The sequence below is a fragment of the Spirochaetota bacterium genome, assembly GCA_017999915.1.
Lineage (GTDB): Bacteria > Spirochaetota > UBA4802 > UBA4802 > UBA5550 > RBG-16-49-21.
On record JAGNKX010000012.1, the window covers coordinates 158,001 to 174,580 of the forward strand.

A 16,580-nucleotide genomic window follows, 5' to 3' on the forward strand; every position below is an offset into this window, starting at 1 on the left:
CACGCCTTCGGCGGCGGTGGGGATATAGGTGATTAATTAGTTTTGCAATGAGTCTATTGTAAATGTCCATTTAAAAAAAAAGTCAACAAAAAACGAATGATTACATTATTATTATTTTTGTTTACGGAGTTCGATGATTTGAATTTAATCGAACGGATACATGGGAAACCATGCTCCGCCATTAACGGTGTTTTGTGACCAGATCGCAAAAAGTCAAAATGGTTGCAACCTGTTCCGGGACGATCCTGCATAGGTTAATCAGCAGGGAGGAGCGTACCAGCCGCTTATTAGTGCGTATGGTACAATGGCGGGCTTTATAAACTTCCTTCGCACATCCGCCGGGTTCTCTCCCACGATCCGGATGTCGCTTATGTCGTTCGGCGTCATCCCGGCTTTATGGGCCCACGTGAACGTATCAATCTCTCCCGGCCTGAATCCCATCAGGTCGGCGGCTACCATGTCCGTTGCCAGCGGATTGGTGCCGGCGATTATGAGGTTCATTTTCAGCAATTTCCCGCCCTGCATTTTGGCGGGACCGTTTCCCTCCATGGCCGTGGTCGCGTCGATGACGCATAACCCTATTTTATTGGCCTTGACCATGTCGACTATGGCGGTGGCGGTTCCTGAGGGCTCAACCTCCATAGCCTTCCTGTGCAACATTGACCTGACCGATCCATATACCAGCCCGGGATACGCGCCGATGCCGACGTTTTTCAGCGCCAGGGTCACGCCGGCCAGGGTATGGGTCTTCATCATGGGTACCGAACAGACCATGTCCGTATTGATAAGAGCTTCATTTAAAAAGATTTCCTTCAGGACATAGTTATCGGGGATGGTCATCTTCGCCATTCTGCCCAGGTGAAGGTTCACAAGGGGGATGGCATATTTTTTGGCTACATCACGATAGCCGAGTTTGTCAAAATTTTCATTCTGAATGATTGCCAGGTCCCCGGGATCTTTCACCGCGCAGACAAATCCTTTCATGGTTAGCCGTATGGTGTGCCATGATGCGGCGCTGGCTTCTCCGATACAGACGTCTTTTCCCGCCTTTTTCATCAATCCGGCAAGGGCGTCGATGACAGCCGGTTTTGTGGTGTCCGATTCATTGGGGCTCACCAGGTTCGGTTTAAGAAGGATGCGTTCCTTTCCCTTCGTCACCTGGTTCACGCCGCCGATAAGGTCAAGGGCCTTTGCAACGGCATATTCAACGGCTTTAGCCTCGCTTCCTTTTCCATTGACTTTCACGATGCTGACGGTCGTTTTTTGATTTGAAAAATAGAGGGGATTTCTCGTGTATAAGGCCGGGACGTGCTCAAAGTTTTTTTCGTTGATGTTCCATGGGACCTTCGCGTCTTTTGCGCATCCCAGCATTGTCGCCAGGCAAAATATGGATCCATTTTTCAAGAATTCTTTTCTTGTGGTTTTCATATCCTTCACTCCTGTCATTATGTATATTGTGACCAGAATTGAGATATAGTGGACCAATTGATTGTGATGCCTTTCATTCCTCCTGAAGCGGTTGATAAAGATATGTTATGGGAATTATCTATTATAGTATCGCGATTATTGTTTAAGTCAATAACTAAATATTTAAACCCCTGAGTCGCTCCTTGTCATATCCAGAAGCGATTCGATCAGGTTCTTTGACGTGAAGTGACCGTCGGTTAACCGGGCAAAATCGCATTCCCCTCCGAATATGATATTCACTATTTCATCAACGGTATGTCCTTCCCGGACAAGGACCCGAGCTTTTTCAGCCAGGTCCAGCAAGTACTCAATGCATGACGTCAGGGCCTTTGTGCCGTCTTCAATGATTTTCCCGAGGGACGTAAAAAGTATGATTCCGGCCCCGGCGAGGGATACGATCTTCCGCATTGATTCTATAAGGCCGCCGGCATTTTCCTCGTCACGGATAAACTTGACGTTCTCACGGGTGAATATATCGCCGGAAAAACACCAGCCTTTCGTTAATTCCATCAACGCCACATGGCCGGCGCAATGGCCCGGCGTTTCAATCACCTGGAACGCGTAGTTGTCGGTGTATATGACATCGGGGACCGCCTTGACGTCGGTGGGCGCGGGATGGCCCCAGGTCATCACCTGGATCGGGTGCAGGCTGGGCCGTTGAGCTATAAGCGGAATCGACGCAGGGTGCGCATAGATATCGATGCCGAAATTATCCATTACATCCTTATTCCCGCCGATATGGTCCTCATGGAAATGCGTATTGACCGCCTTTGTGACTTTTTTTTCGCGCAGAAAAGCAGTCAGCTCCTGAGACGTATGACTGCAGCCGGTATCGATGAGCAGCCCGTCGATGAGATAGGCGGAAACCCGGTAGAGGGTCCGCCCGTCCATTTCCCTGCCCATGTTTATCTGCGTTATCGGTCCAAATTGAGATGTTTCGATCATGGCCTTGAAAATTCTTCTCGTTCACTGTATATTTGGGATAGCGTCAATGATCAGTTCACACTGATGTACCTTCTTAAACGTTCTGTCAAGATATTTGTTTCACCTGATGGATCATGCAATTTCTCATCCAACCATTCATCCAGGCATAACGGGATGGCGCCGCCGTACAACATGTCAAATCAATTAAACAAAGGTGATTCGAAGATTTTCCGGAATGAGCTAAAAAAAGCCTTGTGCGTCTGATAATGTGTTCTTACAATTAATCAGAGTTGGATGTCCGTTGCCGGACCGGACGGCATGCCTTGAATCAGGGGGAGCGGAATCGAGGGGCTCCCCGCAAACGATACATATAACAGGAAATATGCGGCCATGCTGAATACCATACGAGGAATCTCCGGCTTTGTGTTTGTCATAGTGAATACGCTTTTCTGGGCCGTTCCCGTCTATATCGTGGGCCTGGTCAAGCTCCTGCTCCCCTTCAGGGCGGCCCGCACAGCCCTTGACACCATACTGGACAGGCTCTGCTATACCTGGATGCTCTGCAACAACGGCTTCCTTGATCTCCTCAAGGATATCGAATACGAGGTCACGGGACTGGAGAAGCTGCGCATGGACCAGTGGTACCTGGTCATATCGAACCACCAGACCTGGGTCGACATTATCGCCCTGCAGAAGATCCTCCACAACAGGGCTCCCTTTCTTAAATATTTTTTGAAGAAGGAGCTGATATGGGTCCCCATCCTGGGACTGGCCTGGTGGGCCCTGGACTATCCCTTCATGAAGCGTTATTCAAGCGACTATCTCGCCCGGCATCCGGACCGCAGGGGCAAGGACATCGAAATGACCCGGAAGGCCTGCGAGAAATTCAAGGGGAAGCCGGTGTCGATAATGAATTTCGTTGAGGGGACCCGCTTTACGCCGGAAAAGCACCGGAAACAGAAATCACCGTACCGGCGCCTGCTCAAGCCGCGGTCCGGCGGCATCGCCTTCGTTCTTTCCGCCATGGGGGATTACATGAGCGGCGTGATCGACATCACCATCACCTATCCCGACGGCGCCGAGAACATCTGGGAGTTCATGCGCAGCGGGAAAACGCGCATCACCGTCGCCATCGACATCCTGCCCATCGAGAGCGTTCCGCGCGGTGATTATTTCAACGACGAGGGGTTCCGTGAAAAGTTCCAGGAGTGGCTTAATACGCTCTGGTCCCGGAAAGACGAAAAGATTGCCGCCATGCTGAAAGAATCGTCCCCGGCCGGCGGCTGAGCAGTCAGGCTTTCCCGCTTCCGTTATCCTCCGACGGACCGCACCTTCAGTTTTTTTAAATGCAGCCTGGTCCATGCCCACGACAGGGGGAGGGCCATGGCGTTACTGACGGCGAGGGCGATGAGCACGCCGGGCATCTTCATGTCGAAAACATATACCAGCAGGTATGCCGTGGGCAGGGCCAGGAGCATCATCCTGACGAGGGTGATGAGGAGCGCCGGCATCGGCTTGCCCGTGGCCTGGAAGGTGGAGCCCGATATCATGGCGGCGGATACGCCGATGAAGGTGAAGGAGAGGGCTCGCACCTGGGAAACGCTCCCGCTGATAACGTTCTCGACGGTGGAGAATCCGGAAAAGATCCATTCAGCCGTGAGGTTGTACACGACCGCCAGGACGAGCACCATGACCAGGCCGAGGAGTATGTTGTGGGCGTATATGCTCTTCACCCGCGCCAGGTTTCCCCGACCGTAGTTCTGCCCCACCATGCTTATGGTGGCGCCGGAAATGGCGAAGGCCGGTATGAACATTATCTGATCGGTCCTGCCGCAGAGGGTGAAGGAATTCATGGCGTCCTGGCCGATGGAGGAAACGATGTTGTTGAGAAACATGAAGGTCACCGACAGGGCCGCCATCTGCAGGGACTGGACCGAACCGACTCGCACGATTTCCAGCACGAGCTTGGCCTGGGCCTTCCTGAGGTCCCAGTGGATCGGGATCGATGATTTTTTCTTAACGAAAATGCCGATGACGTACACAGCGGCGACCGCTATGCCAAGGGACGTGGCGAGGCCGGCTCCGGCGACGCCCAAATCAAAATAGAATATCAGCAGCGGATCCAGGGCGATGTTCACCACCGCGGACAGGACCGAAGCGGTGGCGATGTACCTGGTGAGGCCTTCGCCCTGGAGAATTCCCAGGAGCACGTGCCCCAGCAGCAGCAGCCCCAGGGCGGGCAGGATGAAGTGGAAGAACCTCAGGCCGTGCCCTATGGCCTCCTCGGAAAGCTTGGAGCCCGCCAGGAAGTGAAGGATCTCGCTCCCGAAGGCGTAGCCCGCCGCGAGGGCGGACACCGCCAGGATGGCCGCTATGAGCAGGCCCGAATCGGCGGCGCGTTCCAGCGCCGGCTGGTTCTTTTCCCCTATGGCGCGGGCTACAAGGCTGCTCACGCCGATGTTGATTCCCATGGCCAGGGCGAGGAAGAGAAAGTAGACGGGAAAGACCAGCCCGGTCCCGCTGATGAGGGCCGTGGAGCCCCGGTCGATGAGCGTGATGAAATAGGTGTCGATCACGAGGTAGAGGAGGCCGATGACATTGCTGATGAAGAAGGGGATCGAAAGTTTCAACGCAAGGGGCAGTATGGGCCCCTCGAACATGCCGTGAATTTCCTTCGTAATTTGATTTTCTGCTTCGATGTAAGTTCCCCTGGGCGTAATCGGATCCGGTTATTTATTCGTCTCTATGAACTTGTTCCGGAATACTTCGAGATCATAGGGCCCGTCTATGTCGTTTTCCCAGCGCGCGGCGTTCTTTTTGACATGAAAGAGAATGGTCCCGAAACCGCTCAGATCTATTTTGTACACCTGCTCGATGATGTCCAGGATCGCGTCATGTATATCATTCTCCACGATGCACTTGTTGCGGATCTGCCTGATGACGTTAATGTGCTTTGATTTGAACAGGTAATATATTATTTTTGAGATCACGCTGGGGGTCAGGGCCTTCCTGAGGTTATAGGAAAAATTCGCCACCTCGTTCTCAAGAAGGGCATCCAGGCCATGGTCCTTGTATACGCCGAACGAATTGGCGACCCGCGCCGTGTAATTCTCAAAGGGAATGAAGCTCTTCAGCTTTCCCTTGTTTTTCCCACGCTTGATGCGCCGGATCCTGTGATCGAGCCAGTTGTCGGTTAAATCCTCGTATTCGGCGACGCTGAAGGCAAGGTTGCACAGGACTCCGCGATGGTTCTTTTTTTTGCCGAGGATTTTATCATACTCGCCGTTTATATACTCGACGTCTTCCGGCCTGATGCGGGGGGTGTCGCCGAAGAACGCGTCGATGCGCTGGCCGTATTCGGCGTAATTGAAATAAAAGTCCTTCCAGTGCCCGCCCAGGGATTCCTTCATCTGCAGCACGTGGAGGTTGTCATAGGCGCTTACGTCGATTTGCTGCTTGAAGCTTTCGGCGTCATTGTAGACATAAATGTCGCTGTAGAGCCTCTGGCCGTTTTTTTTCGCGTTATACACGGCATCAACGACATATTGAATGACGGGACGGCCGGCAAGCTGATGAAGGAACTTATTGTCGCCTATATAGATCTCATCGCCGTCATAGGCTTCTTTTATCTCTTCGATCGTTTTTTTCTTGGTTGCGGTATCAACCTTGTTGTAACCGGCAAAGATCAAAGCGACAGGTTTTTTGTCAGATATCATAGGCAAATCCTTATTATCCAGCCAAATTCACGACAGGGTGTTTTGCGCCAAGACAAAACGCTTTATGTGTGCCAGTATGATATATGTAACCGGTAGATTCAATCCAAAAAGGGGGGCCGGGGGTCAAAAAATGCGGGGAGTACTGATGCCTGTTCAGCCCTGTCAGTCCTCTTCGGACAGGTATTTCAGGACAAGGGAGCAGAGGGCCGTGTCCCCGGGGTATTTTTCATAGCGAGCGTGCAGCCTGTCCAGTATCTCGTTTGCCTCGTCGTCGAGGTCCATTATATAGGTTACCGTATCGGTTTCGTTGATCATTTCCGGCGGGCATACGGAGGGGTCTCCGAGATTTATGTAGGCCCTGCACGTCAGGGGCCTGATGTCGTAGACGGCGCAGCGGTTTGTCTCATCGAGAAAGGGGCACCGGTTCCTGAGCCGGTAATAGCTGTTTAACAGGATCTCGTCGGGGTCGGATTCTTCCGACAGGGACCTGTATTCATCCGTGGACAGTTTTTCCCGGAGTATTTTTTTCAGGCCCTCGAACTTGTAAACGGCCCTTTCGCATGATTCCTCTATACGCGCTCTTTGTTCAGACGGCAATTTTTTTACGTGGGAAGCTATTAGCTCCGCCTCGAAGGAATAGACATCCTCCGCGTAATGGCAGCAGCATATCCAGCAACCCTCATGGCAGGCGAGCTTGTCCCCGGAGGCGGCCACCGATTCGCGCTGGTAGTCGTCATACAGATGCATCGCGGCCATGTAGGATTGGCGGAATGTCTCATTGTCGCAATGGGAGTGATCCGCGTCTGATATCCCCTGGAGTATCCTGATAATGTCGGCATGAATTTTTTCAGCCGAAGGAGGGATCGGAAGAAGGGGCTTCAAGGCCGGTTTTTGTTCTTCTGACATGGCGCTCTAAAGTAGATAAGCAGTATATGGATTCATGCCCAGCATTTTTCCACCATTTGCAGCCCCGGTAATCAGTCAACCAGAATTATGATCCGCAAGATTTATTATTGACATTAAAAGAATTACATGATCAGGAAAGCAAGAACCAGGGGTCTTATCTGTCGGGCGCACTTTTAGTTGAATATCCTTCCGCCCAATTGCATCAGGAATAAAATCGGCAGCCGCACTATGGCAACAGGGGCTGTAACAGGAGCCAAGCGATGAGAGATGTATACGTAATAGCGGTTCATACGATCAAGTTCGGCAAATACCTTGACAAGAGCGTCAAGGACCTCGCGGCCGAGACCGTGCTGCCCTGCCTGAAAGAGGCGGGACTGGAGAAAAGGGACATCCAGGCCCTCTGGTTTTCCAACTCGAACTGGGGCTATGCGAAGGGCCAGGACGCTATCAGGGGCCAGGTGGCCCTGCGCCCCATTGGCATCGAGGCAATACCGATCACCAATGTGGAGAACGCCTGCGCGGGCGGATCGACCGCGTTCCACCACGCGTGGATGGGCGTCGCCTCGGGCCTCTATGACGTGACCATGGCCGTGGGCGCGGAAAAGCTCCACCAGGAGAACAGGTACGCGGTGTTCGCCGGGTTCCTGGGCGATCTTGATATAGAAGATTTTCCCAACATCATAACGAACATTTCCATGTACGCCATGAACGGCGAAGACAAAAAGGCGATGCGCGACCACGTTGAAAAATACGCCGGCCGCGAAAGGTCCGGCGGCAAAAAGAAGAAGCAGGGCCCCGGGGAAAAAATAAAGGACTTCCGAGACATGTACAAGGTGTACCGAAGGCTCTGCGACATCCTCGGCACGGACACGATAAAAAAGCTCCGCAGGGAGTTCTCGAGCGACCATTCGCCCTTCATGGACGTGTACGGGTTCGCCGCGCGCCAGCACATGAAGAAATACGGAAGCACCATCGAGCAGCTGGCCGCGATCGCGTCGAAGAATCATTACCATTCGTCCCTGAACCCGAACGCCCAGTATACCTTCTCGGTGACGCCGGAGCAGGTGCTGGCAGACCGCATGGTCACCTGGCCCTTCACCCGGGCCATGTGCGCCCCGGTGGGTGACGGCGCGGCCTCGGCGATCCTCTGCGATGAAAGCACAGTGAGGCGCCTCGGCCTCTCCCCGCAGGCGGTAAGGATACGAGCCTCGGTCCTTGGCTCAGGCCGGGAGCGCGGCTTCGATGACGTGGACATCGGCGAGCGGCTTAGTAAAATCGCCTACGAGCGGGCCGGCCTCGGGCCGATGGATGTGAATCTCGCGGAGGTCCATGACGCCACGGCCTACGGAGAGCTCCACCAGGCCGAGGCGCTGGGTTTCTGCCCCGAGGGCGAGGGAGGCCTCTTCGCCCAATCCGGGGCCACGAAGGTGGGGGGCTCCCTCCCGATCAACACGAGCGGCGGCCTCGAGTCGCGGGGCCATCCGATCGGCGCTTCCGGGTTGGCACAGCTGCACGAGGTGGTGACCCAGCTCAGGGGAAACGCCGGCGGGCGTCAGGTGCGGGGCGCCCGCATAGCCCTGGCTGAGAACGGCGGCGGTGCCCTGGGCCAGGAAGAGGCCGCCATGTGCATTCATATACTTGAATCGCCGCGAAGGTAATATGCGTGCGCGGCTGCAGGCATCGCGGTCCTCTTTTTTTTTGTACGCAAAAGATATGAACCAATGACCCTATGTTTGTTAAATAGGGAGTTTGCCGACGCCTTTGCTTGGGGCAATGATCTTGACAAAATACCGGCGAAAAGGCCATATTCTTGCCAGCCCCATTGACGCGGGTCGGCCCAGCCGGTTTTCGGGCGATAATAAAATACTTCATCTCCATTATATGCGGAACCGTTACAAGAGGATGAGAGCATGTTCGAAAAAATAGGTTATTATTCCGTCAGGTACCGGTACCTTGTCATCTCTTTCTGGGTCGTCGCGGTCGGCGTCGTCACGTGGCTCGCGCCCAACCTCTCCGACCTGGGCATATCGGACCAGTCGGCGTACCTGAGCGCGAAGGAGCCGAGCATCAGGGCCCAGAAGATGATAAAGAAATATTTCCCCAAAGAGGTGTTTTCCAATTCCGCGATCCTCGTGCTCGAATCTGAAAAGGGCTCCCTGAAGGAGCCGGAAGGAATGGCGGCCATAGCCGGGCTGACGGCGTGGATAAAATCGCTGAAGGACCCCAAGATATCGGAAAACCTCCTGTCGCCGGCCGATCCCAACCTCGCGGACCGGCTCATAAGCCGGGACGGCCGCGTGGCCATCATCTTCGCCGGCATCAACGGCGCCCCGGACGACAAGGCCGTGGAAAGGACCATGGACGTTATCACGGGGCACATGGCGAACCTGCCGGCAGGGTATAAAGGATATGTCACCGGCGACGTGCCCATCACCAACGCCTACAAGATGTGCATCCTCGAGAGCGCGGAGAAGACCATCATCATCACCATCGTCCTGGTCATCGTGTTCCTGGTCCTGATATACCGCTCACCGATACTGCCCTTCGTACCGCTGGTCATCATAGGCGTGGCCTACGGGATCGCGCGCGGCATCGTCGCGTGGCTCGCTCAGCGCGGCATGGTCTTATCGTCCATGACGGACCTGTTCATGGTGGTGCTCCTGTTCGGTGCGGGCACCGACTACTGCCTTTTCATCATCAGCAGGTTCAAGGAATACATGGCCGACGGCATGGCGGCGGCCGACGCCGTGGCGCGCACCATGGAGCGCGTCGGCGAGACGATCGCGAGCAGCGCGGGCACGCTGATCGTGGCCGACATCGCCCTCAGCTTCGTGTCGGTGAAGCTCTTCTCCAGCACGGGCCCGAGCCTGGCGATCGCGCTCCTTATCGCCCTCTGCGCGGTCATGACCCTCACGCCGGCCATGCTGGCGATCATCGGCAGGCGCGCCTTCTGGCCCGGGAAGCCCCGGCACGCCCACGAGGCCACGCTCTGGGGGTGGCTGGGAGACTGGATCACGCGCGTTCCCTGGGCGCCGCTCTCGCTGGCCCTCCTGGTGATGGTCCCCCTCGCGATCTACGGCCAGGGACAGAGGCAGACCTTTGACATGCTGGCGGACCTGCCGGAGAAGAACATGGTGCGGGTCGGCTACGACATACTGGCCGAAAAATTCGGCGTGGGGGAGATGCTCCCGGTGGACGTGCTGGTGACCGGCGTCAAAGGCTCGCGCACGCCCGAAGGCATCGGGAAGATCACCCGGACCACCGAATACCTGAGAAGCATCCCGGGCGTGAGCGGCGTGCGCAGCCTGACCAATCCGACCGGGCAGCCCGACGCGTTCACTTCCCGAGTGCTCCGCGTCGACTTCCAGCTGGCGCAGCTGGCGCTGCAGGTCGACGCGATCGGCGCCGCCATCGGCGACCCGCCGAAGCTGAAGGCGTTCATCTACGGCGCTGACATGATGTTCGCGGCATTGCGCGACTACTTCGACGGCCTGGCGGGGGCTTTCCCGGGCCTCGCGACCGATCCGGACTATGTCAATGCCCTGGATTCGATTGGGCGGGCGCGGGCGCGGTATGATTCCACCGCGCACCTCGTGAAGGTCCCGGCGCAGCTGGCCGAGATCGGCAGGATCATGAAGGCCATGAAGGAGACAGATCCGGGGGCCATAGTGCCGAAGCTGGAGATGCTGCGGACGTATTTTGCGGGGCTGGCGCAGGTCGCGCCGGCCATAACGGAGATGAACGGATACGCGGGAACGATGTCGGCCCTTGACGGCCTCCACGGAAAGTTCGCCGCCTACCGGAAGATGCCGGCGGTGACGCGGCTCGTCCTTATGATCCTGGACTATATCGAGCTGGAGGGCCTCAAATCGAAGCTATCGGACAACCTCCGCCTCCTGGCTCAAGAGGCGGACGTCAAGCTCCCAAACATCGTGTACGTGCCGCCCATCGTGCCGCCTGAGCTGAACTACATCATAAATCCCATCCTGGGCGACCTCCGGTCGTTCCAGGCCTCGGTGCGGAGCCTGTCGGCGAAGTTCGCGGGCCGATCCGACGGGTATTACGCGCCGGTCGAGCTGGCCCGCCTGCCGGGCGGGGGAGCGCTCATGATGCTCCTCGACACGTACACGACCATGGAGGGGAACGCGGCGCGCTACCAGCTGCTGTTGAAAGACGAGCCCTTCTCGGAGGCGGCCGTGGAGACCGTCCGGAGGATACGGGCCATGGACCTGCCCGACACCTTTTACGTGAGCGGCAACATCCCCGTGCTCTCGGACCTGCGCGACGCGATGAAGCGCGACACGGTGCTCATGTGGGTCCTGGTCTGCGGAGGGATCATGGCGGTGCTCGTGTTCCTGCTGCGCAGCGCCGTTGCGCCCCTCTACCTCCTGGGCACGATACTGCTGAGCTACAACGCCTGCATGGGCATCATGCGGTTCCTGTTCGAGTTCATCCTGGGCAGGGAGATCGCCTGGTTCGTGCCCTTCTTCATGTTCGTGCTCCTCCTGGCCCTCGGCATGGACTATAACATCTTCCTGATGGGTCGGGTGCGGGAGGAGGCGGCGGTGCATGGCACCCGCAAGGGCGTGCGGCTGGCCGTGCTCCACACCGGGGGCATCATCACTTCGGCCGGGATCATCATGGCCGGGACCTTCGCGGCCATGATGTCGTCGACGCTGATGGGGCTGGTACAGCTGAGCTTTGCCGTCACCGTGGGCGTGCTCCAGGACACCTTCGTCACGCGCACCATCCTGGTGCCGTCCATCGTGGTGCTCCTGGACCGGTGGAACTGGTGGCCGGGCCGGCTGGCAGGGGAAGGGAAGGGGGAGGGAGGATCACCCGAACCGGAGCTGGCCCCGGCGGGCGAGGCGAACGGGACAGGTTAAGCGCCCTCTGATGCAGACGCGTCAGCCCGAATTATTCCCACGTCACGTTGTTGATATCCCTGGTCGTTCCGGGATGCATGGATATGCCCGGAAGGGCGTACCAGGAGCCGCCGATGTTGTTGCGTATCACGCAATCCGCAAGGCGTATGTTTCCGCTCATGTCATTGGTTATAAAGAAGATGGCCGATCCATGGGCGTTCACCCTGTTGTATTCTATGAGTGTGCCGCACAGGGACAGTGTCATGGTGTTGCCGTCGTTGTAGATCGCGCCGCCGCTGCCGCCGCCCGGCGTCAGGGGTTCGGCCGGATTGGCGCCGTTGCCGGTGGCGCGGTTGTATGAGAAGAGGCTGTTGATGATGGTCCATGACACGCCGATGCTGCTGATCCCGCCGCCGTTCGCCCCGGAATTGCCGAAGCCCTCCGCGCCGCCGAAGGTGCAGTTCGTGACATAGACGGGCAGGCCGGAATACTGGCTGAAGACACGGACAGCGGCGCCACCGACATCGGGCCCGAAATAACTGCAGGTGTTGCCGAAGAAGCGGCAATTGACCATCTTGAAGCGACCCCCGCGCACCCATATGGCGCCGCCGCCGTCATACTGGAATTCATTCTGAGAGTCGCCGTCGACGAAGGTCAGGTTCTGGACCGTCAGGCGGGGATGGTCCTGGTCCTGGCAGTGGTTCGTGGTCCAGACCTGGTTGGGATCGCAGGTGTTCATGTATAGAATGCGCGTCACGCGGCCGCCGCTGAGTGCCACGGTGCCGCCGCCGTCGATGACGATGTCGGGCCTTTGATTATTGAACACCTTGGCTGGGCGGCTGAGCGTGATGGTCACCGGGTCCGGGCCGCAGTTGAAGACGATCTTCCCTCCCCGGGACACCGCCGCGATAAAGGCGTCGGCGGTGCAGCTGGAGGGCGTACCGCTCCCCACTGTCTCGTCGGGATTGGACACGTCCACAGCCTGCGCCTCGGCCGGAATGGCGCAGGAACCGCCCGGATTTCCCGCCGGAGGGCCGGCCCAGGGGTTTGTCCGGCCAGGAATGGCAAGATTGACCAGCATCGATTTCATGCCGGGTTTGGTATCCGGACAACCGCACAAAAGGAGGACGATGAAGGAATAAGCGGTTATCCGCAGATATCGTGAGTATACCATGGTGTAGCTGTTGAGTCCTTGCCGATTGATAAATAACTAAACCGGCGTGATGGCGCAGTCCATCATTTTTTATATTTCGGGCCGGAATCGGCGACCTGCATTTATATTTCAGTCTCTCTTCGGCCGGGTGTTGCGACCTCTATTTCCAGCATTGTCCCGTGCTTTTGGTCCTGGGGAGTGTGATGAATTATGTGTTCCCCTTGAGCCTGATTTCGGACCTGATGAAGGAGAGAATCGATTCGGAGAGCCGCCCGATGGCTTTGGCCTGGAGTCCCTGCGGGTTCCGGGGTCCCACTGTTTTGATGGTGCTGAAGGTCTGCCCGGGCGCGCCGGTTTGTCATGGGACCATTCTTTTCTGCGGGGATGTTGAGAATCGGATTTACCCCGTGAGAAGGATATCGGCGGTCTTTCGTCCGGATCGGGGAATCTTTCCCTGGTGTTGTAATTGATATCAGGTTTGGGGGATCCGCCATAGCCGGACCTGTGGCCGTCCCGTGCGGTTCTGTTCTGGCGCGTCGCCTTGTCATGGGACCATTCTTTTCTCTGGGGATGGCGGAAATCGGATTTACCCCGTGAGAAGGATCTCGGCGGTCTTTCGTCCGGATCGGGGAATCTTTCCCTGGTGTTGTAATTGATATCAGGCTTGGGGGGGCCGCCATGGCCGGATCCGCGGCCGTCCCGTGCGGTCCTGTTTGGGCGCATCGGCTTATCATGGGACCATTCTTTTCTCTGGGGATGGCGGGAATCGGGTTTTCCCCGTGAGAAGGATCTCGACGGTCTTCCCTCCGGATCGTAGAATCTTTCCCTGGAATTGTAGTTCGTCTCTGGTTGTGGGGATCCGTTATAGCCGGACCGGTGGCCGTCCCGAGATGTCCTGTTTTGGCGCGTCGGTTTGTCAGGGGACCATTCTTTTCTTTGGGGATGCCGGGAATCGGCCGGTCTTCGGGAGGCAGTTCTGTTTTTTGAGGGTCCTGACAGGGTCGAGTTGATTTTGCTGTAGTTATTAATTGAAATAGCTTTCGCCTTGCTTGCTTTAATTTCCAGGCTGATGCGGACCTCCCGGTCCTTGAACATGATACCGTTCAGTTTTTCAATGGCCAGCGCGGCTTCCGCTTCATCGGACATCTCGATAAAGGCGCAGCCTTTCTTCTTGCGCATCTTTATATTTACCACGGTTCCGTAATCGGACAAAAGTGTCTTTAATTCCTCTTCCGTCACGGCAAAGTCCAGATTTCCCATGAATAATTTTTTATGTTCCATTAAAGACCTCTGAAGTTATAATATCATTGAGTTAACAAAAATCGAAGCTCATCATGCCCTGAATCATCATATACCAGATATCTTAAGATTAAACTTGAGAGCTGCGGGAATGATAAGATCGCTTCTTTTAAATTGAAAGGATTCCAGATGAATGGCTTTGTTTTCTTTAAATCCAGGGTCGGGCATCCTGCAAGTTTAATCGACCGGCATGAATTACTTATAAAACAGAACGGTCAATTTTGTCAAGAAGGTATCATGCCGCCGTCTCATTTCTGCGATTTTCTCTTAAAGAGGCCTTCCTGGATCAGGACCGGCATCACCCGAAGACCCGTCCTTGAAACCATTCGGTTATCGTGCTGCAGGGAATTTGTCCTGCCCGCGCGGTTTCATATAAAGTGAACAAATCAGCCATCCGATTGTAATTTTTTAATGACAATCGTGCCTGAATGGGCATAATGGCGGAACGGCATTGCAAGGTTTTATATCTAAAACTTTAAGTTGCCGAGCAGCACAAATGGAAATTACGACGATGTTATCTCTCTTTGAATATCATCGAAGCGCTTCAATCGGTTCCCGCCGGGGAGAAATACCGGTTCACGCTGATTCTCAACGGTTGTTTCCCATCGTCGACCCTGAGGCGGGGAAGGCCCCGCGGTCCCGTGCGGATGGGCCGGAGAGAGGCCGGTAATGCGGATCCTTGTGGACGCGGATTCATGCCCGGTCGTTATCAAGGAGATACTGTATCGGGCAGCCGAGCGCCTTCGTATTCCCCTTGTCCTGGTGGCAAATCAATACCTGAGCGTCCCCGGATCCGTGTATATCTCATGTATCGAGGTTCCGGCCGGTCCCGACATTGCCGATGACCGCATCGTTGACATGGTGGAAACGGATGACCTGGTCATATCAGCCGATCTCCCCCTCGCGGACCGCGTAATAGCAAAGGGCGGCTTTGCGCTCAACCCACGGGGTGATTTGTATACCGCCGAGAACATAAAGGACCGCCTCGCGACGCGTGACCTGATGGACCTTCTCAGGCAAAGCGGCATGGATACGGGCGGGCCATCCTCCTTCAGCCAGAAAGACCGGCAGGCCTTTGCCAATCAGCTCGATCGTTTCCTTGTGAAGCATGGCCATGGATGAGGGAATGAGGCCGCCGGAAGGTTGTCCGTGTATCATATAAGCGATGTCTATTCGCGCCTCTGATGTCTTTGGAGATCAGGGCGTATGTTCAATCAAGAATTTTATATACCGGAGGTTAAATATGAGCTTGGTGAAAAAAATCCTCATCGGTGCGGTTGTTGTTATCCTGGCCGCCGCCGCCCTGGTCGTCGGTTCTTTCATGCACCTGGGTACCCCGACAAAGGGAGAACCAATCGGCGCCTATGAAAAGCCGAATAAGGCCCTCCTGGTCATCGATATCCAGGAGGATTTTTCAGGCCCCCATTCGAAGACGTATGCAGCGGGTGATGCCGAGGCGGCCATAGCCGCGGTCAACAGCGTGATCGACAGGGCCGAAAGAGCGCAGTGGACCATAGTATACATCAGGCATGAGTTTTCGGGATTTATGGCCTGTCTTTCCAGGATATTCATGGGGGGCAAGGCCACACAGGCAAGCCCGGGGATTGTCATGGATAAGCGGGTTGCCGTAAGAACGAAGAATGAATTCATCAAGCACCGCGGAGACTCCTTTTCGAATCCCGGCCTTGACGCTTTTTTGAGGAAAAACAGCGTCAATGAGCTTGTTATCGTGGGCCTTGACGCGGAGTATTGCGTTCATAACACGGCCAGGGGAGCCCTGAACCGGGGATACAAGGTGAATATCGTCAGGGACGCCATACTTCTGAGCAATAAGGAAAAGTGGAACGAGCTGATGGATAAATACAAACGTGACGGCATTACCATCCTCGAGAGCAAGGACCTGTGAGCTTTTCACGAATACCTTCGGGAGTCGGTTAGGAGCGGACACCCGGGTATCGTCAGGGATTACTCTAATTACTGATTTAGCCCGGGCCTATACGGAAGAGGCTTGAACGAATAGTTTCGATTTTTCGATAAGGCAGGCCCGGCCGCGGTCGTCAAGGGAAAAGATGTCGAATTGTTTTTCGGAAAGCTCCTGCACGGCCTGTCTGAAATGCTCCCGGTCCCGAAAGGTTATTGTATAGTCGCCTTCTGATTGGTTGATGATGACAAATTTGCTCGTTGCTTTATTTTTCATGCTCCTCCTTTAATTGCCGCGGCCGCGGTGGTTTAACCGGCGCGGTATTGGTG

12 protein-coding genes and 1 pseudogene are annotated in these 16,580 nt (G+C 55.7%); 5 read left to right on the forward strand and 8 right to left on the reverse strand.

The annotated features are described in order from the left end of the window. Window positions 1-258 precede the first annotated feature (258 nt). Together KA369_17380 and KA369_17385 are read right to left on the reverse strand one after the other, a co-directional pair. Window positions 259-1,428: a DUF362 domain-containing protein gene (locus KA369_17380; GenBank protein MBP7737759.1), complete on the reverse strand. Its 1,170-nt coding sequence runs from the start codon at window positions 1,426-1,428 to the stop codon at window positions 259-261. A gap of 162 nt (window positions 1,429-1,590) precedes the next feature. Then, entirely contained in the window at window positions 1,591-2,412 is an 822-nt protein-coding gene (locus KA369_17385; protein ID MBP7737760.1) for an MBL fold metallo-hydrolase, read from the reverse strand. 369 nt (window positions 2,413-2,781) lie between these two features. Between KA369_17385 and KA369_17390 the strand changes: the two genes are divergently transcribed. Further along, window positions 2,782-3,678: an acyltransferase gene (locus tag KA369_17390; protein ID MBP7737761.1), complete on the forward strand. Its 897-nt coding sequence runs from the start codon at window positions 2,782-2,784 to the stop codon at window positions 3,676-3,678. A 23-nt stretch (window positions 3,679-3,701) separates the two neighbouring features. Here KA369_17390 and KA369_17395 read toward each other — a convergent pair whose 3' ends face one another. From KA369_17395 to KA369_17405, 3 genes are all read right to left on the reverse strand, one after another. Continuing rightward, entirely contained in the window at window positions 3,702-5,051 is a 1,350-nt protein-coding gene (locus tag KA369_17395) for an MATE family efflux transporter (protein ID MBP7737762.1), read from the reverse strand. A gap of 69 nt (window positions 5,052-5,120) precedes the next feature. Next, window positions 5,121-6,107 (reverse strand): hypothetical protein, encoded by a 987-nt coding sequence (locus KA369_17400; protein MBP7737763.1) that lies wholly within the window; start codon window positions 6,105-6,107, stop codon window positions 5,121-5,123. 162 nt (window positions 6,108-6,269) lie between these two features. Further along, window positions 6,270-7,013 carry a YkgJ family cysteine cluster protein gene (locus tag KA369_17405; protein ID MBP7737764.1) on the reverse strand — a complete coding sequence of 248 codons (744 nt, stop codon included), beginning with the start codon at window positions 7,011-7,013 and terminating at the stop codon, window positions 6,270-6,272. Between the two features lie 260 nt (window positions 7,014-7,273). Between KA369_17405 and KA369_17410 the strand changes: the two genes are divergently transcribed. Continuing rightward, on the forward strand, window positions 7,274-8,671 hold the full coding sequence (locus KA369_17410; protein MBP7737765.1) for a thiolase family protein: 1,398 nt from the start codon (window positions 7,274-7,276) through the stop codon (window positions 8,669-8,671). Between the two features lie 252 nt (window positions 8,672-8,923). Continuing rightward, window positions 8,924-11,899, forward strand: coding sequence for an MMPL family transporter (locus tag KA369_17415; GenBank protein MBP7737766.1), 2,976 nt, complete (start codon window positions 8,924-8,926; stop codon window positions 11,897-11,899). Window positions 11,900-11,930: 31 nt separating this feature from the next. Here the strand turns inward: KA369_17415 and KA369_17420 are convergent. Both KA369_17420 and KA369_17425 read right to left on the reverse strand, forming a co-directional pair. Continuing rightward, window positions 11,931-12,914: pseudogene (locus KA369_17420) on the reverse strand (hypothetical protein). A gap of 246 nt (window positions 12,915-13,160) precedes the next feature. Next, window positions 13,161-14,312: a hypothetical protein gene (locus KA369_17425; GenBank protein MBP7737767.1), complete on the reverse strand. Its 1,152-nt coding sequence runs from the start codon at window positions 14,310-14,312 to the stop codon at window positions 13,161-13,163. A 687-nt stretch (window positions 14,313-14,999) separates the two neighbouring features. Here KA369_17425 and KA369_17430 point away from each other — a divergent pair. Both KA369_17430 and KA369_17435 read left to right on the forward strand, forming a co-directional pair. Beyond that, window positions 15,000-15,452 (forward strand): YaiI/YqxD family protein, encoded by a 453-nt coding sequence (locus KA369_17430; GenBank protein ID MBP7737768.1) that lies wholly within the window; start codon window positions 15,000-15,002, stop codon window positions 15,450-15,452. A gap of 121 nt (window positions 15,453-15,573) precedes the next feature. Then, entirely contained in the window at window positions 15,574-16,236 is a 663-nt protein-coding gene (locus KA369_17435) for a cysteine hydrolase (protein MBP7737769.1), read from the forward strand. Between the two features lie 87 nt (window positions 16,237-16,323). On the opposite strand, the gene KA369_17440 is transcribed toward KA369_17435, so the two are convergent. Next, window positions 16,324-16,527 carry a hypothetical protein gene (locus KA369_17440; GenBank protein MBP7737770.1) on the reverse strand — a complete coding sequence of 68 codons (204 nt, stop codon included), beginning with the start codon at window positions 16,525-16,527 and terminating at the stop codon, window positions 16,324-16,326. Window positions 16,528-16,580 lie beyond the last annotated feature (53 nt).

Coding starts and splice junctions, on each gene's coding strand:
- KA369_17380 (MBP7737759.1), bottom strand. CDS start 1,428: ATGAAAACCACAAGAAAAGAATTCTTGAAAAATGGATCCATATTTTGC.
- KA369_17385 (MBP7737760.1), bottom strand. CDS start 2,412: ATGATCGAAACATCTCAATTTGGACCGATAACGCAGATAAACATGGGC.
- KA369_17390 (MBP7737761.1), top strand. CDS start 2,782: ATGCTGAATACCATACGAGGAATCTCCGGCTTTGTGTTTGTCATAGTG.
- KA369_17395 (MBP7737762.1), bottom strand. CDS start 5,051: ATGTTCGAGGGGCCCATACTGCCCCTTGCGTTGAAACTTTCGATCCCC.
- KA369_17400 (MBP7737763.1), bottom strand. CDS start 6,107: ATGATATCTGACAAAAAACCTGTCGCTTTGATCTTTGCCGGTTACAAC.
- KA369_17405 (MBP7737764.1), bottom strand. CDS start 7,013: ATGTCAGAAGAACAAAAACCGGCCTTGAAGCCCCTTCTTCCGATCCCT.
- KA369_17410 (MBP7737765.1), top strand. CDS start 7,274: ATGAGAGATGTATACGTAATAGCGGTTCATACGATCAAGTTCGGCAAA.
- KA369_17415 (MBP7737766.1), top strand. CDS start 8,924: ATGTTCGAAAAAATAGGTTATTATTCCGTCAGGTACCGGTACCTTGTC.
- KA369_17425 (MBP7737767.1), bottom strand. CDS start 14,312: ATGGAACATAAAAAATTATTCATGGGAAATCTGGACTTTGCCGTGACG.
- KA369_17430 (MBP7737768.1), top strand. CDS start 15,000: ATGCGGATCCTTGTGGACGCGGATTCATGCCCGGTCGTTATCAAGGAG.
- KA369_17435 (MBP7737769.1), top strand. CDS start 15,574: ATGAGCTTGGTGAAAAAAATCCTCATCGGTGCGGTTGTTGTTATCCTG.
- KA369_17440 (MBP7737770.1), bottom strand. CDS start 16,527: ATGAAAAATAAAGCAACGAGCAAATTTGTCATCATCAACCAATCAGAA.